Origin of the sequence: Trichlorobacter lovleyi (assembly GCF_015239775.1) — a bacterium.
GTDB lineage: Bacteria > Desulfobacterota > Desulfuromonadia > Geobacterales > Pseudopelobacteraceae > Trichlorobacter > Trichlorobacter lovleyi_B.
The window spans coordinates 980,516-1,004,090 of the sequence record NZ_CP058409.1 but is presented as its reverse complement, the minus strand read 5'-3'; the positions used below and the strand labels follow the sequence as shown (position 1 = coordinate 1,004,090).

The window sequence follows — 23,575 nt, the reverse complement described above, 5'->3', positions numbered from 1 at the left end:
TCCGCCAACGGACGCCAAATTCAAAAACTGCCTTTTTCTCATACGGGAAAAGGCAGTTTTGCTTTTTGTACAGTACAGGGGTATAAAAAACACTAGTGACCATTCATAGAAGGGGGAGGCCATGCTCCACCGATTGCTTACTATCATTGCCGTCAGCCTGATTCCTGTTCTTGCTCAGGCATCAGAACTTGCCGGTTCTTCTAAAAAATCAATTGAACCAGCTGATCGTGGACTTTCGCGGGTCGAAACCCCACGTGACAGTCGCAAACGCATCGCCCTGGTGGTCGGCAACGGCCAGTACGCCTCGAGCCCCCTTAAAAACCCGGTTAGCGACGCACGCGCCATGGCTGCAACGCTCCGCAGGCTCGGATTCGAGGTGGATGAGCAGATCAATCTCGGCTATATGCCCTTCAATGAAGCGATCGAGGCCTTCGGCAACAAACTGAAACCCGGCGGTATCGGGCTCTTCTACTATGCGGGACACGGCATGCAGGTGCAGGGCGCCAACTATCTCATTCCTGTCGATGCGACGATTCGTACCGAAAACGAGGTGCGCTACAAGGCCATAGATGCCGGATTGATCCTGGCCAAGATGGAAAGCGCCAAGAGCGACGTCAATATCGTGGTTCTCGATGCATGTCGTGACAACCCTTTTGCCCGAAGTTTCCGCTCTGCCAGCAAGGGTCTGGCCCAGATTGACGCACCAACCGGGACGATCATCGCCTATGCAACCTCACCAGGCAAAACGGCCAGCGACGGCAAAGGAAAGAACGGCACCTATACCGAGGCGCTCATCCAGGCAATGGAAAGCCCTGACCTGAAGGTTGAGGAGGTCTTTAAGCGGGTTCGCAGGCTGGTTTTGGACAAGACCAACAACGTTCAGGTCCCGTGGGAGTCTTCATCACTGGTGGGTGACTTCCGCTTCATCCGCACGGGCACGGTCTCTTCGGCCAACAGCAGCCAGCAGTCGGCGCAGGCTATCAACCAGCCCTCCCCCCCTTCCAAAGAGGCGGAGGACCTGGATGAGCTCATCGCCCGCGCCGAGGCTGAAGAACGAGCAAAACGCGAGGATCTGGAGCGGATTACTGCCGATCTCGCCAAATATGAAAAAATAGTCGCGTCGTCCAAAGGCAGTGAGCTGAGACAGGTTGCCTGGAAGGCCCTATCCCAAAAATATCCCGAGGCAAACAGGGTGCCGCAGTATGACGTCACCGCCTTTCTGGCACAGAAGGGTCTGTATCTCGAAGATGGCCGCGTGGTAACGGCCGACCAGAAAAAAAGAATCGAAGCGGAACGGACGGCAAAGATCGCCCAGGAACGGGAAGAGGCCCGCAAGAAAGAGCTGTTAGCCAATCAAAGGACGGTGCGTACCGGCAATTACCATGTCCAGGGTAAAAACCCGAACGGCTCCAGTTACAGTGGTAGCGTTGTCATTTCAAAAAACGGTGACACCTACTTCCTGGTCTGGAAGATCAGCAGTTCAACCTACTCAGGAAGCGGCACGTTGGCAGACAAGACCCTCACCGTTGAATGGGGGGACTCATCACCGGTTATTTACCACCTTGAAAATGACGGTCGCCTTGTCGGCACCTGGGCTAAGGGCACCGCACTGGAAACCCTAACCCCGCTGCAGTAACACGCAGCCAACATACTCATATCTTCTACAAACCCGTTTATCTCTTCCAGCGACAAAGCGTGAAGAACGCCCGCCAGTGGGCGCCAGATTTCACGGGGCCACTTTTCATTCGGGAAAGGGGCCTTCTTTTATTGCAACCTTAGATCGTGTGATGCCCCGCCAGGCTGCACGCATTTCACCGGAGGTATTCAGTAGATGCAACCCGTATTCGGTATCGATTTTGGTACCACCAATTCAGCACTGTCGATCTATCACAACGGCACGGTCGAGGTGGTGGCCGTTGACGGCACTGACCGTTCCGGAGAGCTGATGCGCTCAGTACTCTATTTTAACGAAGACAACGAGATCTTCGCCGGAAACGAAGCGGTCCGCCAGTATGTCGGTGATGGTGCTGCAGGACGTTTTATGCAGTCGATCAAGACATTTTTACCCAATACCAGCTTCGACAGTACCGAGATTTTCGGGAGGCGGTATGCTATCGATGACCTGGTAGCCATCATCCTGAGGCAGATCAAGGCACGGGGAGAGGCGCATCTGGGCTGCCCTGTGGAGCGTGTGGTGCTGGGGCGGCCGGTTCTGTTTTCGACCGATCCTGCCAAAGACGCCGTGGCTGAGCAGCGTCTGGAAAAGGCTGCCCGCAAGGCAGGTTTTAAACAGATCCGGTTTCAGTATGAACCGGTGGCAGCGGCGCTGGCCTTTGAAGAGACATTGCAGCCCGGACAGGAACGGATCGTGTTTATCGGTGATTTTGGCGGGGGGACCTCGGATTTCTCGGTAATACGCGTCAAAGGGGGCGCCTTTGCCCGCTCCGACCGCCGCAGTGACGTGCTCTCACTGGGTGGCGTCTATGTGGCCGGTGACAAGTTCGACTCGCAGATCATGTGGGACAAGGTGGCGCACCATTTTGGCCGAACCGCCCGCTATAAGACCCTGGGCAAGGATGACTGGGTCACGGTGCCCCGCAGCATCATCTACACCCTCTGCCAGTGGCATCGCATCCCGCTTTTACGGGCCCGAAAGACCAGAGAACATATCCGCGTGATCAAAGGCAGCACCGACAATCGCCAGGCGATTCAGCACCTGGAAAACATCATTGACGACAACTTCGGCTACTTCCTGTTTCAGGCCATAGAAAGCGCCAAGTGCCGGCTTTCAGACCAGGAGCAGGCCCGGATCAGCTTTACGGAGCGGGATCTGTGCATCAGTGAGCAGCTCAGCAAGCTGGAGTTCGAGGACATCAACCGGGAAAATTTCCGGCAGATTGCCGACTGCATCGATGACGTGCTGGCACGATCCGGTCTGCTAGCGGACCGGATTGATTCGGTCTTTCTGACCGGAGGCACCTCCCGCATCCCCCATATCCAGGCCCTGTTTGCCGAGCGGTTTGGCAGAGAAAAGCTCCATAACAGACAGGCCTTTACCAGCGTTGTCCATGGGCTTGGCGCCAGCGTCCCCCTGTTTACCTGGAGCTGACCCGGCGGCGTCAGCCAGTGCCCTGTTCACACCGCTTGACCTGCAGGACGTTGAGCTATATGTATAGCTGATTCGGTCAAACCAAACCTGTTTTAAGGAGTCTTGACGTGGCCATTTACGAAGTCAAACACCCGCTGATCCAGCACAAGCTCGGCCTGCTGCGCAAGGCTGATCTCAGCACCAAACAGTTTCGTGAACTTGCCTCTGAAGTTGCCCGTCTGTTGACCTATGAAGCGACCAAGGATCTGGAAACCGAGAGCATCACGATCAACGGTTGGGCCGGGCCGGTCACCGTCCAGCAGATCAAGGGCAAGAAGATTACGATTGTGCCGATTCTGCGGGCCGGGCTGGGGATGATGAACGGGGTGCTCGATATGATTCCCAGTGCCAAGGTCAGCGTGGTCGGCCTGTACCGTAACGAGGAGACCCTGGAGCCGGTAGCCTACTACGAGAAATTCACCACGGACATGGAAGAGCGCACCGCCTTGATCATTGATCCGATGCTGGCAACCGGCGGTTCACTGCTGGCCACCATCGAGATGCTGAAGGCAACCGGCTGCAGACGGATCAAGGGCCTGTTTCTGGTGGCCGTCCCCGAGGGTCTTGAGAAGATCAGCAACGCCCACCCTGATGTAGAGATCTATGTCGCCTCCATTGATGAGCGGCTCAACGAGCATGGCTACATCCTTCCGGGCCTCGGCGATGCCGGGGATAAAATCTTCGGTACCAAATAGGAGGCCGCCGCAATGTCAACCACTCCCGAACCGGTCTGGCGTACCGCCCTTTCCGGCGCACAGATCCTGTTTGTCGCCTTCGGGGCAACCGTACTCGTTCCGCTCTTGACCGGTCTGAACCCCAGTCTGGCGCTGCTGGGGGCCGGGATCGGCACCCTGGTCTTCCAGATCTGCACCGGACGTCAGGTGCCGATCTACCTCGGCTCCTCCTTCGCCTTTATCGCCCCGGTGATCTACTCGGTCAAGAGCTGGGGCATGCCGGCCACCCTGGGGGCACTGGCAGCGGCCAGTCTGTTCTACTATATCGCCGCGGCGCTGGTAAAATGGCGCGGGGTCGGCCTCATACATCACCTGCTGCCGCCGGTGGTGATCGGACCGGTGGTGATGGTGATCGGTCTGGGACTGGCCCAGGTGGCGATCAACATGGCCACCGGCAAGGCCGGAGACAGCCAGGTCGTCCCCTATGGCACGGCCCTGGGCATTGCCGCTGTTTCACTGACTGCCACCATGCTGACCGCCATCCATGCCCGCGGCCTGCTCAAACTGGTGCCGATTCTGGTGGGGGTGGCAGCCGGCTACGGCAGCTCCCTTTTTCTTGGCCTGATTGATTTCAGCAAGGTGATCAACGCCCCCTGGCTGGCAGTGCCGCAGTTCGGCCACCCTGAATTCAATCTGGCGGCAATCCTGTTCATGATCCCGGTGGCCATCGCCCCGATTGTCGAACATGTGGGCGGCATCCTGGCCATCGGCTCGGTGGTCGGCCGTGATTACACGGAGCAGCCCGGTCTGCACCGCACCTTGCTGGGTGACGGCCTGGCGGTCACCATTGCCGGCCTCTTTGGCGGCCCGCCGGTAACCACCTATGGCGAGGTAACCGGGGCGGTCATGCTGACCCGCAACTACAACCCGGTGGTCATGACCTGGGCAGCCGGCTTTGCCATTCTGATGGCGTTTGTCGGCAAGTTCGGCGCCCTGTTGCAGACGATCCCCATGCCGGTCATGGGAGGAATCATGGTCCTGCTTTTCGGTTCGATAGCAGGCATCGGCCTGAAGACCATTATTGACGGCAGGGTTGACCTGATGAAACCGCGCAATCTCTGCCTGGTCTCCGTTACCCTGGTGACCGGTATCGGCGGCCTGGGGGTCACCATCGGCAGCTTCAGCCTGCAGGGTATCAGCCTCTGCGGCGTACTGGCGGTCGTGCTGAACCAGCTGCTTCCCCGTGGTGAACAGGAGGGGGAAGCCAGCCCGGTGGATAACGGCAGCGAACAGGGCGGATGCCCCGGCTAGCCTCTGGACCTGCACGGTAAAGCTGGTACACTGGGTACGGTGATGCGCAAGCCATGTTGCCGTTTGCAACCAAGCCGCTTATGCTGGTATCTTGCAGCAGCAAGAGGCAGTTCAATCCTGACCGATAATGATACGCAAACCATCTGACGTATGTGAGGTACCTGCATGATCGCAACCGACGCCAAGCAACCACCCGCCACAAACGCGGCTGACCGTCGAACGCCGTGTGTCAACGACTTCTCGATCACCATCGCCACCGTCAACGGTGCCGGAAGTCAAACCGCCAACAACACGCTACTGCGCGCCATCCACAAGATGGGTGTCCCGGTCAGCGGCAAAAACATCTTCCCCTCCAACATCCAGGGGCTGCCCACCTGGTTCACCATTCGCGTGAGCACGGCAGGCTACCTTGCCCGCCGCGAACAGAACGAGGTCCTGGTGGCGCTGAACAGGGCCTCACTTCAGGAGGATATCCGGAATCTGGCCTCAGGCGGCATCTGTCTCTATCCGCTGGACGAGCAGCTCCCGCTCAGACGCGACGACGTCACCTTTTATCCGATGCCGGTGAATGAGCTGGTCAAACAGTCCGGAGCCGATCTCAAGCTGAGACCGTACGTGGCCAACATGGTCTATGTCGGTGCCCTGGCCTGGCTGCTGGAGATCGAGCTGCCGGAGGTTGAAGCGGCATTGTCACATCAGTTCAACGGCAAACAGAAGGCGATCACGCTCAACTATGCCACCGTACAAGCCGCCTATGACTGGGCAGCAGCCAACCTTGTCAAAAACGACCCCTTCTGCATCGAACGGATGGACAGAACCACAGGGACATTCCTGGTGGACGGCAACAGCGCCGCTGCCCTCGGCGCGGTCTTTGGCGGCGTGCAGTTTGCGGCCTGGTATCCAATCACCCCCTCGACATCCATCGTGGACCACCTGAGTGACTATCTCCACAGGCTGCGCCGTGACCCTGACGGCAAAGCCACCTACTCGATCGTCCAGGCGGAAGATGAACTGGCGGTTATCGGCATGGTGGTCGGGGCCGGCTGGGCCGGTGCCCGCTCAATGACGGCAACGTCGGGGCCGGGCCTCTCCCTGATGGCCGAGTTTGCCGGGTACGCCTACTTTGCCGAGATTCCTGCCGTTATCTGGGATGTGCAGCGGATGGGACCATCCACCGGCCTGCCGACCCGCACGGCGCAGGACGACATCCTGGCGGCCTACACCCTCGGTCATGGCGATGGCCGGCATATCTGCCTGATCCCCGGTACGGTAAACGAATGCTTTGAATTCGGCAGCATGGCACTTGATCTGGCCGAGCGGTTGCAAACGCTGGTGATCGTGTTGAGCGACCTTGATCTCGGCCTGAACCTCTGGCCGACCAAACCGTTTAGCTACCCTGACCGACCGCTTGACCGCGGCAAGGTCCTGTCGGCCGAAGAGCTGACCCGTCTGCAGGGGGACTGGAAACGCTATGCCGACCTTGACGGCGATGGCATCTGCTACCGGACCCTGCCCGGCACCAACCATCCGGCAGCTGCCTATTTCACGCGCGGCACCGGCCACAATGAGGCTGCGGGCTACAGCGAACGCCCCGAGGACTGGGCCGCCAACCTGAGCCGCCTGGCCAGGAAGCATGACTACGCACGCACCATCGTGCCTGCACCGGTTATTGATCCGGTCAATGCTGCAGAAGTCGGGCTGATCTCTTATGGCAGCAACGACCCGGCCATCCAGGAGGCACGTGATCTCCTGCATGCAAGCGGTATCGCTTCATCATACCTGCGGCTGCGTGCCCTGCCGCTGGAAAGCAGCCTGACGGAGTTCATCAGCAGCCACAAGCGCCTCTATGTCGTTGAAAACAACCTGGATGGCCAGATGCGCGCACTGATCCAACTGCATGCGCCTGCCGATGCCGACCGGCTCGTCTCGATCGCCAAGTGTGACGGCCTGCCCCTGACCGCCGACTGGATCGCCGCATCGATTGCGGCGCTTGAAGCAAAGGAGGAGAAGCCATGACTGCAACCACCGAATCTGCTGCTGTCAACCGGATCGGCTTGAGCAAGGCCGATTACAACGGTGCCAGCTCGACACTCTGCAACGGCTGCGGCCACTACTCGATCGCCAACGTGATCATCGGCGCCGCCTATGAACTGGGACTTGACCCGACCCGCATCGCCAAATTCAGCGGCATCGGCTGTTCAAGCAAAAGCCCGGCCTACTTCCTCGGTAAATCCCACAGCATCAACGGCCTGCATGGACGTATGCCGTCACTGGCCACCGGCGCCACAACCGTCAACAAGGACCTGGTGGCCATCGGCGTCAGCGGCGACGGCGACACCGGTTCAATCGGTCTCGGCCAGTTCAAGCATCTGCTGCGCCGCAACGTTGATATGGTCTACCTGATCGAAAACAACGGCGTCTATGGCCTGACCAAGGGACAGCTCTCCGCCACCGCTGACCTGGGGCAGAAGTCCAAGCATGGCGGCCTGAATGAACTGCCGCCGATTGATCTCTGCCTTGAAGCGATCATTGCCGGGTGCAGTTTTGTTGCCCGCTCCTTTGCCGGCGACCCCAAACAGCTGCAGACGCTGCTCAAGGCCGCCTTCTCGCACCGCGGCACCGCGGTACTGAACATCATCAGTCCCTGCGTCACCTTCAACAACGGCGAGGGCTCCACCAAAAGCTATGTCTGGGGCCGCGAGCATGAACTGCCGCTGCATGAGATCAACTTCATCCCCCTGGAACATGATGAGATTCAGGCTGACTACGAAGCCGGTGCGGTTCGCGAGGTGGCAATGCACGATGGATCACTCATCCGCCTCAGGAAAATCGACCAGGAATACGACCCCACCGACCGGATGGCAGCCATCAGGCTATTGGAAGAGGAACATTCCGGCCAGATGTTTACCACCGGCCTGCTCTACATCAACGAAGGGCGGCAGACCCTGGCCGAACATGAAAAGCTGGTTGCTCTACCGCTGGTCCATCTGCCGGACGAAAAACTGCGCCCTTCCCGGGCGGCACTGGATGCGATCAACGCAGAATACAGCTGAGCGGTTGCAGAGCGGTTCGTTTTACCGCTGCCTCTGACAGATTATTGAAAAAGGTCATGAGAAAGCACGGCTACAAGGCGCATGGAGCGCAGCGACCAAGACATAACTCATCGTTAGGCGAAGGAGCGAGCAGCGCACTACGCCGTAGACGAACTCCGCAGTAGTTTTTCAACAATCTGTTAAAGGAGGATGATACCATGTCAGCGGATACCGCAACGACAACCTGCTGCGCTGTTGAAGAACATCAGGGGCATCTGTGTGAACTGGAAAGCCAGCAGGAATGGGACATCATCAGGCAGGTAACCAGCCATCCGGCCGTGCGATGCGAGAACTGCGGAAACGTGGCCAACACGGCCAGAAACGTCTGCATGCCTGCAGAGTTATAGCGGCGCATCGTGTATTATACGCTGTACCGTCGTCGATCAGTCCGCAATGGTGTATACTGGGCCGATGACAGGAGTACGCAATGAATTCCAGATCTGACCATCAGACAAACCGGGAACATGACCGCAGCTACTTTATCGGCCGTCAGCCGATCTTGAACCGCACGCAGGAGATCATCGGCTACGAGCTGCTTTTCAGGGCTGCCGGAGATCATCAGGCCGCACTCTACGATGACCAGGCCCAGGCCTCGGCCTCGGTGATTGCCAGCGCCCTTTCCGATTTCGGTCTGCAGGATATCCTTGGCGACAAATACGGGTTTCTTAATATCACCTCTGCCATGCTGAGTTCAGAAGTGCTGGAACTGCTGCCGGTTGAGCAGTCGGTACTGGAGCTGCTTGAGAACGTCGAGCTTGACGAGGCGGCCCGTTTGCGTTGCACCAACCTGAAATCCCTCGGTTTCCGTATCGCGCTGGATGACCATATCTACCATCCCGACCACGCAGCCTTCTACAACATGGTTGATATTGTCAAGGTGGACACCCTGACCACCGATCCGGCAAAGCTGCCCGAAATCGCAGCCAGCCTGCGCAGCTACCCGGTGCAACTGTTGGCGGAACGGGTTGAAACCGTTGAGATGTTTGAGCAGTGCCGGGAATGTGGCTTTGAGCTGTTCCAGGGCTATTTTTTCGAGCGTCCGGCCATCATCAGCCATAAGCGGATAGATGCCTCCGGCATCGGCATGATGAAGTTGCTGCAACAGTTACACGAAGATGCCGACATTAACGCGATTGAAGAGATCTTCCGGGAAGACCCGGGGCTGACCTTTCAGCTGTTGAAGCTGGTCAACTCGGTCATGACCGGGACCCGTGACAAGATCAAGAGCCTGCGCCATGCCATCATGCTGCTGGGGATCATCCAGTTACGGCGTTGGATGCAGCTGTCCCTGTTTGCCGGCAAGGACGAAAGCGGTTTGAATTCACCGCTGCTTGAGATGGCAGCCGTACGGGGGCGCCTGATGGAGCTGCTGGTGCTGCAGGAGTCCGCAGGACAGCGCAACACCGAACTGGCGGAGTCGGCCTTCCTGACCGGCATCCTTTCGTTGCTGGATGCCCTGTATGAGACCACCATGGAGCAGATCGTCGAAGGTCTGAACCTGTCGGAAGATCTGGCCGTCGCCCTCCTGCGCCACGAGGGACGGCTCGGGCAACTGTTGCTCCTGGCAAAGAAGCTGGAGCGTTCCGAGTTCGCCGCTGTACAAGAGCTGCTCGGCTCGCTCTCCATCAGCCTTGATCAGCTGCTGGAAGCCCAGCTGGATGCGTTCAGCTGGCGCAGCGGCATCGCAGCACAGAAGCCGGGAGAATAACTATGAAACGCTCATGCTATCTTGCTTTTGCGGCTTTGCTTGTAATCTGGTCGCCCTGCCATGCCGGATTTTTAGATGATTTTTCCCGCGACATCCTGCCTCCGTCAAAACATCAGAGCAGCCTTGACAATACCGTTATTGTCAAAGGGCTCAAGGAGGCGTTGGCCACCGGCACCGAAAAAGCCGTAACAGCGGTTTCAAGGCCTGACGGCTACTTCCGTAACCAGCTGATCAAGATCCTGTTACCGGCCAAAATGCAACAGGTGGCAGACGTGGCAGCCAAGATCGGCTTTCAACAACAGGTTGATACCTTTGTCCTGAGTATGAACCGGGCTGCAGAGAAGGCAGCACCACAGGCAGCACGCTATTTTGGCAATGCCATTCGCCAGATGACGGTTGACGATGCCAAGCAGATTCTGAACGGTGGCGATACGGCAGCCACTGTTTTCTTTGAGAAAAAGACTCGCGCGCAGCTGTTTGAGGCGTTTAAACCAAGTGTCGGCACGGCAATGAATCAGACTGGTACCGCCCGGGCCTACAAGGAACTGATAGGCAAATATGAAGCCACGCCTCTGGCGGCTTTCTCAGGCAAGCCCTCCCTTGACCTTGATGAATATGTTACCAATAAGGCCCTGGACGGACTGTTCCTGATGGTGGCAGAGGAAGAGAAAAAGATCAGAAAAGACCCGGCGGCCCGGACCACAGATCTGTTGCGCAAGGTGTTCGGGGGTACATAGCAGAGCCAATCATCTTATCGGGAGCCAGAGATGCCATCGACACGGACTGAAAACGACTCCATGGGGGCGATTGAGGTAGCGGCGGACCGCTACTGGGGCGCCCAGACCCAGCGTTCCATCCAGCATTTTCCGATCGGGGTTGACCGCTTCCGCTGGCAGCGCCCCATCATCCGCGCACTGGGCCTCCTCAAAAAGGCCTCGGCCCAGGCCAATGCCGAGTTGGGAGAACTGTCCCCTGAGCTGGCCCAACTGATCAGCACTGCCAGCGATGAGGTGATTGAAGGCAGGCTGGATGATCACTTCCCGCTGGTGGTGTTTCAGACCGGCTCCGGCACCCAATCCAACATGAATGCCAACGAGGTGATCAGCAACCGGGCCATTGAGCTGGCCGGCGGCGTACTTGGCAGCAAGAAACCGGTCCACCCCAACGACCATGTCAACCGGGGACAATCCTCCAACGACACCTTTCCCACAGCCATGCATATTGCCGTGGTGGAACAGTTGCAACAGCGGCTGCTGCCGGATGTGAGCAGCCTGCGAGACAGACTGGCCTCAAAGGCGGAAGAGTATCGCACGGTGGTCAAGACCGGTCGGACCCACCTGCAGGACGCCACCCCGATCACCCTCGGCCAGGAGATCGGCGGCTGGGTTGCCCAGCTTGATTTCGGGCTCGCTGCGGTGCGGGCCTGTCTGCCCGGCCTGTGCGAACTTGCCATCGGCGGCACGGCCGTGGGTACCGGACTGAACGCCCACCCCCGTTTTGGCGACCTGGCTGCGGCACAGATCGCCCAACTGACCGGCCAGCCGTTTATCAGCGCCCCCAACAAGTTCTTTGCCCTGGCCGCCCACGATGCCCTGGTGCAGACCTCGGCCAGCCTGCGGACCCTGGCCGGTGGTCTGATGAAGCTGGCCAACGATGTCCGCTGGCTGGCAAGCGGCCCCCGTTGCGGGATCGGTGAGTTGCAGATCCCGGAAAACGAGCCGGGCTCATCGATCATGCCGGGCAAGATCAACCCCACCCAGTGCGAGGCCCTGACCATGGTCTGCGTCCAGGTATTTGGCAACGATGCCGCTGTTGCCCTGGCCGGCAGTCAGGGCAATTTCCAGCTGAACGTCTTCAAGCCGGTCATGGTGCACAACGTACTGGAAAGCATCCAGCTCCTGGCTGACGCCTGCAGCGCCTTTAACGAGCATTGTGCCGGCGGCATCACCCCCAACCTGCCCCGCATTGCAGAACATCTTGCCGGCAACCTGATGCTGGTCACTGCCCTGACCCGCCATATCGGCTACGACGCTGCAGCCGCAATTGCCAAGGAGGCCGATCACAAGGGGCTTACCCTGCGTGATGCAGCCCTGGCATCCGGCCTGGTAACGTCCGAACAGTATGATGCCTGGATTGTGCCGCTGGCCATGACCCGGCCGGGTTAACAGACCGCAAAGGGGCGACCGGCAGAGACCCGTCACCCGCCCTGAGCTGCAGAAGATCATGCTTGACTTGCAATGGTAGTCATTTGGTAACCTCTGTTTCATGGACAGGGTTATCCTCCACATAGACATGAATGCCTTTTTCGCCTCGGTAGAGCAGCAGGCCAACCCCGAGCTGCAAGGCAAGCCGGTGGCGGTTGTCGGCTCCGGCCACCGCACGGTCATCACCACCGCCTCCTACGAGGCCCGCCGCTTTGGGGTCAAGACCGGCATGGCCATCTGGGAGGGAAAATGGGCCTGCCCTGAACTGATCATCATTGTCGGTGATAACAAGAAATATACCCAGGCCTCCCGGCAGATGATCGCCATGCTGCGACAGTATACGCCGCTGGTGGAGGTGTTTTCCATTGACGAAGCCTTCCTTGACGTAACCCATTCCCACGCCCTGTTCGGCCCCCCTGAAACCATCGCCGGTCAGTTGAAAGCCAGGATCAGACAGGAACTGGGCCTGACTTGTTCCATCGGCATCGCCCCGAACAAACTGCTTGCCAAACTGGCCAGCGATATGCAGAAACCGGATGGACTGACGGTGATCAGGCCGGAACGGATCGGGCAGACACTGGAGTCGGTTGCCATCGGTGACCTCTGCGGCATCGGCAGAAAGCTGGAGCGCCAGTTGAACCTGCTGGGGATCAGGAACTGCGGACAACTGGGACGTTTTCCTGAAGATATTCTGGCAAGAAAATTCGGCATCATCGGCCCCAGACTCAGAGAGATGGGACAGGGGATCGACGACAGTCCGGTGCTGGCGACGGAGGGGGATGAGCAGGTCAAGAGTGTCGGCCACTCCATGACGCTGCGCAAGGATATCGACACACGGCAGGAGATCCTGCGCTACCTGCTGCAACTGGCAGAGATGGTGGGGAGACGGGCCCGGCGCTACGGCGTGAGCGGCAGAACGGTCAGCATCTACATCCGCTTTGCCGACTTTTTCACCAACATCCAGAAGCAGATCACCCTGGGCAGCTACATTAACCTCAGCAACGACATCTACCGGGCCGCGGTTCGCTTGCTGGACAGCATGGAGATCAACCAGCCGGTCAGGCTGCTGGGGGTCTGCCTGAGCAATCTGGAATACCAGGAGCAGCAGCCGTCCCTGTTTGAGGAGGAGCGCAGGAAAGAACAGCTGACCAGGGCGATGGATGCCGTCAATGACCGCTTCGGCGATTTCAAGGTCACCTTCGGCAGCATGCTGAACACGGAAGAAAAGGGGTCACACGTCATCTCGCCGGCCTGGCGGCCGGAGGGGATCAGAAGCGTGGTGGTAACGTAATCTGAAAGCGGCTCAACATCCGCTCAGGGCGGTCTACGACAAGGTCCGCAGCAGGGTCCGCAGACTCAAGATGCAGACCAGACTCCCCACCAGTATGGTCAACAGCCGTTTCGGCACGTAGGCGCAGGTGTAGGCCGCAATGGGGGCGGCAACCGCACCTCCGGCAATCAAACCGGCAATCATCAGCCAGTTGGGTGATTTGAGCAGCAGCAGCAGGGTTGCCGATTCCACCACCGCAACAAAAAATTTGGCAAAATTGATGGAACCGACCACCAGATTGGTTGCCTTGCCCTGCAGGATCAAGGTCGCCGTCACCACCGGACCCCACCCGCCGCCGCCAATGACATCCACAAAACCGCCGACAAAGCCCAACAGCCCCAGACGGGTCCGCTGAACAAACGCCTGCGGCAACTGCCGGAAGGCCGAACGCAGAATCCGCAGCCCCATGATCAGCAGCCCGGCAGCGACCAGCGGGCGCATCAGGGAGACCGGCGTATGTACCACCACAAAGGCGCCGATAAAGGCGCCGGCCATCCCGTACAGCGCCAGCAGCTTAAAGGTGCGTGTCTCGACATTGCCGTAACGATAATGGGCAAGCCCTGACAACAGGCGGTTGACCACCTCCGAGGTATGCACGGATGCGCTTGCAACCGAGGGGCTGATCCCCATGCTGAGCAGCACGGACGAGATGGTTACACTGTAGCCCATCCCCAGACAGCCGGCCACAAACTGGGCGCCAAAACCGATCCCCAGACAGACCCAAAAGAGCTGCAGATCGCTACTCACACACCCTCCTCAGGAACGGCCTGATCCGTTGCAGGCTGCAACTTGCCGCAGCTGCGCAGCATGCCGACAATGGCCATCGCATCGTCGGCGGTCTGCGAGGCTCCGGCTGCAAGGACCAGTTCGGCCTGCAACGGTTCTTCGTAGGGGGAGTTGATACCGGTAAAGTTGGGGATCACACCGCTGCGCGCCAGGCGGTACAGCCCCTTGGGGTCACGCTGTTCGCAGACCTCAAGGGGAGTTGCCACATGTATCTCAAAAAAATCGCCCTCGGCAAACATCTGGCGCACCATGTCACGATCGGAACGATAGGGCGAGATGAAGGCGGTAATCACGATCAATCCCGCCTCGGTCATCAGCTTTGCCACCTCGCCGATCCGCCGGATATTTTCAATCCGGTCCGGCTCGGTAAAACCGAGATCCCGGTTGAGGCCATGCCGGATATTGTCGCCATCCAGCAGCATGGTATGGCAGCCCTGATCAACCAGCAGCCGTTCCAGGGCGTTAGCGATGCTGCTTTTACCGGAAGCGGAAAGCCCGGTCAGCCAGATCACGCAGGGGCGCTGCGCCTTGAGCAGGGCCCGCTCGTCAGGTGCCACCGTCTCCCGGTGACGGTGAATGTTGGCGGCGCGGCGCAACGGGTGCAGAATCATACCGCAGGCAACACTTGCGTGGCTCCCCTGATCAATCAGGACAAAGGAACCGGTCTGGGAGTTCCGGTCGAAGGGATCAAAGGGCAGCTGCCGGGAAAGCTGGAGTTCGACCTCGCCAACGTCATTCATCTCCAGCCGGTCGGCAGCCAGGCGCTGGTAGCTGGCAAGCCCGATCCTGTTTCTGATACGGGTTATTTCTGCCGTTGCACTACCGCAGGCCGAACGGAACCGGTAGCGACGACCCGGCAACAGTGCCTGCGTATCCAGGCACACGACCCGCACCTTGAAGCGATCGGCCTGTTCCGGACGGTTACCGGCCGGGACAATACAGTCCCCCCGTACGACATCCTGCTCACCGGCCAGGGTCAGGGCGATCTCCTGTCCCGGCTCCGCCTTCTCGATCAGCCGGAAGCCGGACCAGATCTGTTGTACAGAGGTTTCGACACCGGAGGGCAGGATGGCCACCCGTTCGCCCTGCTGCAGGGAACCTCCCGAGAGATGGCCGCAATAGCCCCTGAACACGTCGGAGCCACTGCTGCGCAGCAGCTCCGGCAGTACCTGTCTGCTGTCAGCCCACTGCTGTCCGGCATGCAACACATATTGTACCGGCAGCCTGGCGCCATTGTCCCTCCTAAGATCCGCGCAGGGCACCGACTGAAGCCAGTCCAGCACGGTCGGTCCGTCATACCAGGAAGTATGGGGGGAGCGTGCCGTCAGGTTATCACCTGCAAGCGCCGAAACAGGCACGACAACAGGCTGTTCCGGACAGACACCAAACAGCGTCAGATCTTCGGTCAGCTGACGGCAATGATCGCTGATCTCCAGAAAACGCTCCCGGCTCCAGCCGGTCAGATCCATCTTGTTGACCACCAGCAGCAGCTGCCGGATGCCGAACAGGGCACAGATCAGGGCATGGCGGCGTGTCTGCGGCAGAAAACCGGTTGTGGCATCCAAGAGCAGGATGGCGGCATCACAACGGGAGGCTGCCGTTGCCATGTTGCGGGTATACTGTTCATGGCCCGGCGCATCGGCCAGGATATACTTGCGCGTGGCGGTTGCCAGATAGCGGTGGGCAACATCAATGGTAATGCCCTGTTGCCGCTCGGCCAACAACCCGTCCAATAACAGGGAATAATCCGGGGCAGCACCGCTTCTGCCGAGCCGGGCACTCTCTTCGTACAGCACCCGCAGCTGGTCCTCAGCCAGATTGCCGGTCAGAAACAGCAGGTGTCCGATCAGCGTGGACTTGCCGTCGTCCACACTGCCGCAGGCCAGTATGCGCAACACAGCATCGGAGGTCTTCATCTCAAAAGTACCCTTCCTGCTTTTTCAGTTCCATGCTGCCGGTCTGGTCAAAGTCGATCAGACGGCCGCAGCGTTCCGACAGGGTTGCGGTTTCCAGCTCACGGATGACCGCCTCAACATCTCCGGCATCGGAAAGGGTTGCGGCAGTCAGGGGATAGCAGCCCAGGGTGCGAAAACGGACTTTGGCCCTGCGCACCTGCTCGTCCGGCATCAGCGGCAGGCGTGTATCATCCACCATCAGCAACTGCCCCTGACGCTCCACCACCGGCCGTTCGGCAGCGAAGTAGAGCGGCACCACCGGAATCTGTTCCTGCCGGATATAGCGCCAGACATCCAGCTCGGTCCAGTCGGAGAGCGGAAAGACCCGGAAGCTTTCGCCTCTGTTTTTCATCAGGTTCGGAATCCCCCAGAACTCCGGACGCTGTTCCCGCGGTTCCCAGCGATGCTGACTGTTCCGGAAGGAAAAGACCCGCTCCTTGGCCCTGCTTTTCTCCTCATCACGGCGGGCACCGCCGAAGATCATGTCAAAACCGTACTGATCCAGAACCTGCCGCAGCGCCTCGGTCTTCATGACATCGGTATAGATCCGGCTGCCATGCACAAACGGATCAATACCCCGCTCAAGCCCGGAGCGGTTGGTGTGTACCAGCAGCTTCATCCCGAGCCGTTCAGCCGTGGCATCCCTGAAGCTGATCATCTCACGGAATTTCCAGGTGGTATCGACATGCAGCAGGGGAAAAGGCGGCAAGAGGGGATAAAACGCCTTCAGGGCAAGGTGCAGCATCACCGACGAGTCCTTGCCGATGGAGTAGAGCATGACCGGACGTTCTGCCTCGGCAACCGCTTCACGAATGATCCGTATCGACTCCTGTTCCAATTGTGCCAGGACAGGCATCTTCAGGCTCCTGCCGGTCCCCGGCCCGCATGGCTGCGCCGGAACTGGGCAGGCCAGGCCTGCGGGGCATGACACCGGTAACGTTCTTCTCTCAATGTGCACCTCCCAGCCAGTCAATAATCTGCTTCTTACGGGTGACGATGCCGCAGAGCTGTTGATCACCGTCCCTGATCTGGCCGAATTTGTTGCTGTTGTTACGCAGCAGGTGAAAGATCGCAAACAAATTGTTTGCAACCTCAACTGTCAGTCCCAGTGCTCTCATATTCCTTACCGCTGTAACACCCAAAATCCCCAGCAGTGCCGTCAGCGTCCTTCAAACCGCTTTACAAAGCTGCACCACTCGCACTCCGGCTTGCCACAGCCGTTGTGAAACTGCTTGGCCTGAATCCTGGCATAGACCTCTTTGACCTGCTGCCTGACCTGGGCCACCTCATCGTCCGAGACCTCAAAACGGGCCGACCTGAATTCGCCGCTTTCCTTTTCCGGCTCAACAAACTCAAAACGGGCCGAGGTCATAACCCAGTTACGGCGGGGTTCATGTTCCACCAGAATCCGGTAGAAGACCGCCTGTCGCCAGTAATCCCCGCCCAGTCGGTCATCATCATTCGGTTCCCTGCCCTCAGCCAGCGCCTTGGCGACCTTCTCCGGGTCAGGCGGATTCAGCTTCTTGCGTGCGTTCTGGGGGTTACCGGTCTTGTAGTCCACCACCGTGACATGGTTGCCCGAAAACTCCAGCATATCCAGTTTACCGTTCAGCGGGATACCGTCCATCAGGATGTTGCGGAAGGGGTACTCAACCAGCGCATCCCGCTTCCAGCCGGTATGGTGGGCAGCGTAAAAGCCGGGCAGGATCGTCTCGCCATACTCCAGCCGGCGCCTGAACTCCGCCGGGGTAAAACCCTCCTCATGCCGGCGCATGAACCAGCGAAAATCCTCCACAAAGACCTCCGCAGCGGGAAACCGGCCGGTTGGATCCGCCTTCATCTTGCGGAAGAGCTGTTCCAGGGCGTGGTGGACCGCCGAGCCAAAGGTCAGGGCAGAACTCATCGGAGCCGGTACCCGCAGCAGGGTGTTGAAGTAGAAGGAGAGCGGACAACGCAGATAGCTGTTCAGGTGTGTGACACTTAAGGAATACTTCTGCAACAGGCTGTCCACAAAGGCGTCGTCAATCAGTGCGGCAGGAAGCCGTGCCGGCATTGCCTGCAGCACGGCATTGCCAAAGGCCAGCAGTTCTTCGTCACTCAGCACGTTCTGGCGGATGCTGCCGGCCCCGCTTTCTGCCAGTTCAGCCACAAAACGGCTCTTCTCCAGCTCTTTTTCCTTGTTATCCCGCTCCGGCCAGGAGATCACCAGCTCTTTGCGGGCCCTGGTCATGGCCACATAGAACAGACGGCGCGATTCCTCCTCCTCACTGCCGGCCGGGCCGGACCAGATGGTGGGGGGCATGCTGTAGGTACGGTTGCGGGAGGCACTGTCCCAGACACCACGGGTACAGCCCAGCATGAAGACGTGGTCAAACTGCAACCCCTTGGAACCGTGGGCGGTCAGGAAGTTGACCCCGGCGCCGGTATAGCTGAGCTTTTCCACGGCCAGACTGATCCCCTGGCGTTGCATATCAGCCAGCATGGCCAGCAGCTCGGTCAGAGACAGCGGCTGTTTGGCGGTCTCCTCCCGCACGAAGTCAAACAGGGTGTTCAGCAGCTCAAGATGCCAGACCCGTTCGTGGGCCGACAGGGCCTGGGCCAGAATCCCCAGCCTGGTAATGACATGGTGCAGCAGCTCCTGCAGGGTCATGGTGGCAGCATCCCGCAGCAGTTCTTCAATGGTCTCACCGGCCTGGCGCAGATGCAGGTCATCGCTGGCCGGAAACAGGGCCTGCTGCCCCTTGTCCATTCCCCGCAGCGGCAACTGATCACGCCAGTAGCTGGGACGTTTCTCGGTCCGGTGCCGGGCGATCTCCACCGACAGTCTGGCCAGGGCCAGAGGCGGCACCCCAAACCAGGGTTCATGCAGGATCTCAAACAGCAGCCGTTCTCCGGAATGGGGCCGATCCAGTTCGGCAGCCAGATAGCGCAGCACGTTCATCAGCTTGAGAATCAGCGGTTCCTGCAGGATATCGGCCCGCCGCCGGGTCTGTACCGCCACCCCGCGGGCTGTCAGGTAACGGATGATCTCCTCTGACTGGCTGTGATTGCGGTAGATCACCGCAATCTTTTCCGGCAGCACCCCGGCATCCAGCAGCGCCCCGATCCGGTTGGCAATCGCCACGGTCTCATGGGCCAGGGTGGCGTACCCCTCCAGTTGCGGCGGTTCCGGCAGTGCGGCCACTTCCGGGTTCATGGCGACCAGCTGCTTTTCATCGCTCAGACGTTCCTGATTACGGCCGATCAACGCCCCTGCCCCGTCCAGAATCAGCTGCGAGGAACGGTGGTTGTCGGTCAGGGTAACCGTGGTAAGTGACGGGCGGTAACGCTCCACAAAACGCCGGATGTTCTCGACGCTGGCCCCCTGGAAGCGGAAGATCGACTGATCGTCATCCCCCACCACAAACAGGTTGGGGGCATCCCAGTAATCGGCCAGTTGCATCAGCAGCTCAAACTGGGAGCCGCTGGTATCCTGGAACTCATCCACCAGCAGGTAGAGGTAGCGTTCCTGATAGCTGGCCAGCAGGTCGGCATTCTGCTTGAAGGCGGCGCTGCACCAGAGGATCATGTCGGCAAAGTCGTAGCGTCCCCGCTCTTTCAGCAACTGCTGGTAGTCATCAAAGCTGCGGGCCGCTGCCTTCAACTGTTCCAGTTTACGCAGTTCCTCCCGCAGCTTCCGCTCGTTCAGAGCGCCTTTCCTGTAGACCGTACCATCACCGGCCCTGGTCTGGCGTTTATAGAGAAAATCAGGATTATCCGGCAGGGTGGCGGCATAGGCATCCACCCGGGCGGCCAGCCAATCGGCGGACCAGTCCTCCTTCTTCATGATCTCGTACAAGGCCAGCAGACGATCCGACTCAAAATGGATATCGCCGGTGGAACGGGTCAGGGGATGCTCATGGGGAAAGGCATCAATAATCTCCCGCACAAAACGGAACTGCTCCAGTTCCGAGATGGTGGTCAGGCTGCGTAGGCCGAAGTGGTCGGCATTTTCCTGGATCACCAGATTGCAGAAGGCATGAAAGGTAAAGATATCGACCCGGTAGGCATTGGGGCCGATGAACTGCAGCAGACGGCTGCGCATCGCCACAGTGCCGGCATCGGTGTAGGTCAGACAGAGGATACTCTCCGGTGTCGCATCGGTGGTCCGCAGGATATTGGCGATCCGGGCCGCCAGAATCTCGGTCTTGCCGGTTCCGGGTCCGGCAATCACCAGCACAGGCCCTTCAAGGGTGTCCACGGCCTTGCGCTGGGCCTGGTTCAGCCGCTGGTAGACGGCCTTGAAATCAGTGGTCAGTCTGTTCATGAAAACCTCGCTCCGGTGGAGTATACCTTAACAGGCCGGGAGTGAAAGCTGAAAAACCCGGTTCACACCATTGACCTGACAGCCGCATGATGTTACTGAAAAGAGACCAGTACAACAAACCGGATCACCCTCCACAGGACTACCGTACCGCTATGACCTATAAACTGCATCGTCTTCTGGCAGCCTCCCTGACCATGCTGGCCGCCACGGCAACTCTGACCTGCGCCGGTTCCACCATAACCGGCAACGACCAACTCCGCAAGGCCGCCAGCTTACTACGTAACAACCAGAATCAAGAGGCGCTGCAGGCCGCCGCCGGCGCACCTGCCGACGGCCCCCGCAACCTGGTGGCCGGCGAGGCGGCCCTGCGCCTGAAACGGTATGACGAGGCGATCCGCTATCTGGCCGATGCCGAGCGCGGTTATCCACTGCTGGCGGATATTGCAGCAGCCCTGAAGGCCGATGCCCTGTTCGGCAAAAGGCAGTACCGCGAGGCGGCTGCCGCTGCCACTGCCGCAGCACAGCGCTCACCGACACCGGCCGTCAGCCGCCGGATGGAGAAACTGGCAGCCGACGCCCTGTTTGAAGCGGGTGACCTGAAGGCGGCCCTGGCCGCCTACCGGCAGTTCACCACCCGGCACAGCCTGGGCAGGGATCATATTGATGCCCTGTTTCAGACCGCCCTCTGCCAGGAGGGGCTGAACGAGTTGCCTGCAGCGGTCCAGCTCTATCGCACCATCTATCTGCAACACCCTGCCTCAAACCCCGCCTCAAAGGTCATGGAGCGTCTAAAGGCGCTGGAGAAGCGGGGACAGAAGGATGCCGGTTCCTTTACGGCAGAAGAACAGTTCCGGCGGGGGCAGCTCTTGCTTGCCAACAATCAGCCCAGTGCAGCGGCCTGGGCCTTTGCCGGCATCCCGCGTACCAACCTGCCTGAAGAACTGCTGGCACAGATTGAACTGAAGTCAGGCCAGGCGGCAATCAAACAGCGCCGTTACTCCCTTGCTGAACCATTCCTGAAACGGGCCGCTGCTGCCCGTAGCACGACAACCAGGGATGAGGCCAGACTGACGCTGGCACGGGTGGAAGAGCGGCAGGGCGGCTCTGAAAAGGCACTGGCCCGTCTGCTGGCGCTCGCCTCTGAAAAAGGGCCGCTCGCCGATGATGCCCTGCTGGAGGCAGCCCTGATCAACAAACACAACGGCCGCCACACCGATGCATCCCAGATCCTACAGCGCCTGATCAAGGATTTCCCCGCATCCAGCCTGATTCCCCGGGCCGGCTGGGAGCTGGCCTGGGGACAGTATCTGGCAGGCAACCTGACTGCTGCTGCAGAAAGTTTCAAGCCGCTGTTCAAGGATACGCTCTATCGCGAACGGGCCCTGTACTGGTATGCCCGTTGCCAGGAACGGCAAAACAGACCGGCAGATGCCGAGCGTTCCTACAAGCAGTTGCTGGGTGAGTTCCCCTACGGTTTTTACGCAGCCTGGCACCGGGTACGCAGCGGCAAGCCGACCGGCTGGATGGCGTTGCCGGAAGGGACTCCCGAACCGGCACTGCCCGAAGGTAGCCAACGGGTTCAGGCACTGGCATCCCTGGGAATACTGGAGGAGGCCCGTACCGAGCTGGCCGTCTTCAAGGCCAAGGGCCCGGACAAGGAGACCGCACCGGGCATGGCCCGCCTGCAGAACCTTGCCGGCGACCTGCACGGTTCGATTGTCACCTTTCACCAGAACCGTCCGGCTGTTATTGACCGCTCCACCCTGCCGTTCTGGGCGCTTGGGTTCCCCCGTCCCTATGCTGATCTGTTCAGCCGCAACAGCACCACAAACGGCCTGTCAGATGCCCTGGTCCTCTCCCTGGCCAAGGCGGAGAGCAGCTTTCGGGCCGATGTCAAATCCCCTGCCGGGGCGATCGGTCTGATGCAGATGATGCCGGCAACAGCCCGTTTGACAGCCGGCTACAAGGGTAAGAACTACAACCCGCTCTGGCTGGTTGACCCGGAATACAACATCAGGCTGGGCACCAAGCATCTGCGGGAGCTGTTGAACCAGTATCATCAGGATCAGGTCTACACCCTGGCCGCCTACAACGCCGGAGCAGGGGCGGTTAACCGTTGGCGCAAGTCCTTTGGCGATCTGCCCAGGGATGAGTTTGTTGAAAACATCCCCTATCAGGAGACCCGCGACTACGTCAAAAAGATCGTGGCCTACATGGCGGTCTACCGTTCACTCTACCGGATTCAATAGGAGCCAGAGATGACCAAAATAGCCATATGTGCCATTGCCCTGCTGCTGGTTGTCACCACCCTGCTGACCGCAGCCCCGTCGGAAGAGCTCCAGGCACTGAGCAGCCGTATTGCAAAGGAGTTTGCCGGTAAAACCCCTCAAGAGTGGGGAGAAAACAGCACCGGTGTCCGTACCCGGCTTGCCACCGGCGACAAAGTGCTGGCCTTGACACTGGATGCCTGCGGTTCTCCCAAGGGAAAAGGGATTGACCAAAAACTGATTGATTTTCTGACACAGCAGCAGATCCCTGCCACTCTCTTCATCAACGCCCGCTGGATCGATGCCAACCCGGAGCTGTTCAAGCAATTGGCTGCCAACCCGCTGTTCGAGATCGCCAACCACGGGATGCGGCACAAACCGGCCTCAATCAACGGCCGCTCGGTCTACGGCATTGACGGGACCAAAAACATCAGGGAACTGGTGGAGGAGATCGAGCTGAACGCCCGCAAAATTGAAGGGATCAGCGGCAAAAGGCCACGCTATTACCGCTCCGGCACCGCCTATTACGACGAGCTGGCAGTACAGGTGGCAAACCGGCTGGGCCATGATGTGATCGGGTTTTCGGTATTGGGCGATGCGGGCGCCACCCTGCCGGCTGACAAGGTAAAAGCGGCCCTGCTCTCCTCACAACCTGGCGATATCGTCATCGCCCACATGAACCACCCCGAGGCCGGTACCGGCGCCGGCATCATGGCAGCCATACCGCTGCTCAAAAAACGGGGATTCCGGTTTGTCCGGTTGTCGGATTATCAACTGCAGTAACCCTTATATTT

At 59.4% G+C, this 23,575-nt stretch carries 18 protein-coding genes; 13 read left to right on the top strand and 5 right to left on the bottom strand.

The annotated features are described in order from the left end of the window. The first annotated feature begins 121 nt into the window (after nucleotides 1–121). From FY034_RS04510 to dinB, 11 genes are all read left to right on the top strand, one after another. Nucleotides 122–1,636: a caspase family protein gene (locus FY034_RS04510; RefSeq protein ID WP_265554066.1), complete on the top strand. Its 1,515-nt coding sequence runs from the start codon at nucleotides 122–124 to the stop codon at nucleotides 1,634–1,636. A gap of 195 nt (nucleotides 1,637–1,831) precedes the next feature. Then, nucleotides 1,832–3,109: an Hsp70 family protein gene (locus tag FY034_RS04505; RefSeq protein WP_265554063.1), complete on the top strand. Its 1,278-nt coding sequence runs from the start codon at nucleotides 1,832–1,834 to the stop codon at nucleotides 3,107–3,109. 107 nt (nucleotides 3,110–3,216) lie between these two features. Further along, nucleotides 3,217–3,843 (top strand): uracil phosphoribosyltransferase, encoded by a 627-nt coding sequence (gene upp, locus FY034_RS04500; RefSeq protein WP_265554062.1) that lies wholly within the window; start codon nucleotides 3,217–3,219, stop codon nucleotides 3,841–3,843. A gap of 12 nt (nucleotides 3,844–3,855) precedes the next feature. Beyond that, complete coding sequence (locus tag FY034_RS04495; protein WP_265554060.1) at nucleotides 3,856–5,133, top strand: uracil-xanthine permease family protein; 1,278 nt, start codon at nucleotides 3,856–3,858, stop codon at nucleotides 5,131–5,133. 165 nt (nucleotides 5,134–5,298) lie between these two features. Beyond that, on the top strand, nucleotides 5,299–7,149 hold the full coding sequence (locus tag FY034_RS04490; protein ID WP_265554059.1) for a 2-oxoacid:acceptor oxidoreductase subunit alpha: 1,851 nt from the start codon (nucleotides 5,299–5,301) through the stop codon (nucleotides 7,147–7,149). After that, a complete protein-coding gene (locus FY034_RS04485; protein WP_265554057.1) occupies nucleotides 7,146–8,186 on the top strand; it encodes a 2-oxoacid:ferredoxin oxidoreductase subunit beta in 1,041 nt (346 codons plus the stop codon). Before FY034_RS04490 ends, FY034_RS04485 begins: the two co-directional genes overlap by 4 nt. Nucleotides 8,187–8,383: 197 nt before the next feature. Continuing rightward, complete coding sequence (locus FY034_RS04480) at nucleotides 8,384–8,572, top strand: hypothetical protein (RefSeq protein ID WP_265554055.1); 189 nt, start codon at nucleotides 8,384–8,386, stop codon at nucleotides 8,570–8,572. Between the two features lie 80 nt (nucleotides 8,573–8,652). After that, nucleotides 8,653–9,933 carry an EAL and HDOD domain-containing protein gene (locus FY034_RS04475; RefSeq protein ID WP_265554053.1) on the top strand — a complete coding sequence of 427 codons (1,281 nt, stop codon included), beginning with the start codon at nucleotides 8,653–8,655 and terminating at the stop codon, nucleotides 9,931–9,933. Nucleotides 9,934–9,935: 2 nt separating this feature from the next. Continuing rightward, entirely contained in the window at nucleotides 9,936–10,670 is a 735-nt protein-coding gene (locus tag FY034_RS04470; RefSeq protein ID WP_265554050.1) for a DUF4197 domain-containing protein, read from the top strand. 30 nt (nucleotides 10,671–10,700) lie between these two features. Beyond that, complete coding sequence (gene fumC, locus FY034_RS04465; protein WP_265554048.1) at nucleotides 10,701–12,098, top strand: class II fumarate hydratase; 1,398 nt, start codon at nucleotides 10,701–10,703, stop codon at nucleotides 12,096–12,098. Nucleotides 12,099–12,198: 100 nt separating this feature from the next. Further along, nucleotides 12,199–13,428: a DNA polymerase IV gene (gene dinB, locus FY034_RS04460; protein ID WP_265554046.1), complete on the top strand. Its 1,230-nt coding sequence runs from the start codon at nucleotides 12,199–12,201 to the stop codon at nucleotides 13,426–13,428. Nucleotides 13,429–13,461: 33 nt separating this feature from the next. On the opposite strand, the gene FY034_RS04455 is transcribed toward dinB, so the two are convergent. The 5 genes from FY034_RS04455 to FY034_RS04435 all read right to left on the bottom strand — a co-directional run bounded on the left by FY034_RS04455 (nucleotide 13,462) and on the right by FY034_RS04435 (nucleotide 20,514). After that, complete coding sequence (locus FY034_RS04455) at nucleotides 13,462–14,214, bottom strand: sulfite exporter TauE/SafE family protein (RefSeq protein ID WP_265554044.1); 753 nt, start codon at nucleotides 14,212–14,214, stop codon at nucleotides 13,462–13,464. Then, on the bottom strand, nucleotides 14,211–16,169 hold the full coding sequence (cysC, locus tag FY034_RS04450) for an adenylyl-sulfate kinase (RefSeq protein ID WP_265554043.1): 1,959 nt from the start codon (nucleotides 16,167–16,169) through the stop codon (nucleotides 14,211–14,213). Before cysC ends, FY034_RS04455 begins: the two co-directional genes overlap by 4 nt. 1 nt (nucleotide 16,170) lies before the next feature. Further along, complete coding sequence (cysD, locus tag FY034_RS04445; protein ID WP_265554041.1) at nucleotides 16,171–17,064, bottom strand: sulfate adenylyltransferase subunit CysD; 894 nt, start codon at nucleotides 17,062–17,064, stop codon at nucleotides 16,171–16,173. 91 nt (nucleotides 17,065–17,155) lie between these two features. Further along, nucleotides 17,156–17,326: a hypothetical protein gene (locus tag FY034_RS04440; protein ID WP_265554039.1), complete on the bottom strand. Its 171-nt coding sequence runs from the start codon at nucleotides 17,324–17,326 to the stop codon at nucleotides 17,156–17,158. 41 nt (nucleotides 17,327–17,367) lie between these two features. Beyond that, a complete protein-coding gene (locus FY034_RS04435; RefSeq protein WP_265554038.1) occupies nucleotides 17,368–20,514 on the bottom strand; it encodes an ATP-dependent helicase in 3,147 nt (1,048 codons plus the stop codon). A gap of 86 nt (nucleotides 20,515–20,600) precedes the next feature. On the opposite strand from FY034_RS04435, the gene FY034_RS04430 reads away from it, so the two are divergent. Continuing rightward, entirely contained in the window at nucleotides 20,601–22,763 is a 2,163-nt protein-coding gene (locus FY034_RS04430; protein ID WP_265554036.1) for a transglycosylase SLT domain-containing protein, read from the top strand. A gap of 9 nt (nucleotides 22,764–22,772) precedes the next feature. Further along, a complete protein-coding gene (locus tag FY034_RS04425) occupies nucleotides 22,773–23,564 on the top strand; it encodes a polysaccharide deacetylase family protein (protein ID WP_265554034.1) in 792 nt (263 codons plus the stop codon). Nucleotides 23,565–23,575 lie beyond the last annotated feature (11 nt).

Coding starts and splice junctions, on each gene's coding strand:
- FY034_RS04495 (WP_265554060.1), top strand. CDS start 3,856: ATGTCAACCACTCCCGAACCGGTCTGGCGTACCGCCCTTTCCGGCGCA.
- FY034_RS04505 (WP_265554063.1), top strand. CDS start 1,832: ATGCAACCCGTATTCGGTATCGATTTTGGTACCACCAATTCAGCACTG.
- FY034_RS04470 (WP_265554050.1), top strand. CDS start 9,936: ATGAAACGCTCATGCTATCTTGCTTTTGCGGCTTTGCTTGTAATCTGG.
- FY034_RS04490 (WP_265554059.1), top strand. CDS start 5,299: ATGATCGCAACCGACGCCAAGCAACCACCCGCCACAAACGCGGCTGAC.
- FY034_RS04480 (WP_265554055.1), top strand. CDS start 8,384: ATGTCAGCGGATACCGCAACGACAACCTGCTGCGCTGTTGAAGAACAT.
- fumC (WP_265554048.1), top strand. CDS start 10,701: ATGCCATCGACACGGACTGAAAACGACTCCATGGGGGCGATTGAGGTA.
- cysC (WP_265554043.1), bottom strand. CDS start 16,169: ATGAAGACCTCCGATGCTGTGTTGCGCATACTGGCCTGCGGCAGTGTG.
- FY034_RS04475 (WP_265554053.1), top strand. CDS start 8,653: ATGAATTCCAGATCTGACCATCAGACAAACCGGGAACATGACCGCAGC.
- FY034_RS04435 (WP_265554038.1), bottom strand. CDS start 20,514: ATGAACAGACTGACCACTGATTTCAAGGCCGTCTACCAGCGGCTGAAC.
- FY034_RS04485 (WP_265554057.1), top strand. CDS start 7,146: ATGACTGCAACCACCGAATCTGCTGCTGTCAACCGGATCGGCTTGAGC.
- FY034_RS04510 (WP_265554066.1), top strand. CDS start 122: ATGCTCCACCGATTGCTTACTATCATTGCCGTCAGCCTGATTCCTGTT.
- FY034_RS04440 (WP_265554039.1), bottom strand. CDS start 17,326: ATGAGAGCACTGGGACTGACAGTTGAGGTTGCAAACAATTTGTTTGCG.
- cysD (WP_265554041.1), bottom strand. CDS start 17,064: ATGCCTGTCCTGGCACAATTGGAACAGGAGTCGATACGGATCATTCGT.
- dinB (WP_265554046.1), top strand. CDS start 12,199: ATGGACAGGGTTATCCTCCACATAGACATGAATGCCTTTTTCGCCTCG.
- FY034_RS04430 (WP_265554036.1), top strand. CDS start 20,601: ATGATGTTACTGAAAAGAGACCAGTACAACAAACCGGATCACCCTCCA.
- FY034_RS04425 (WP_265554034.1), top strand. CDS start 22,773: ATGACCAAAATAGCCATATGTGCCATTGCCCTGCTGCTGGTTGTCACC.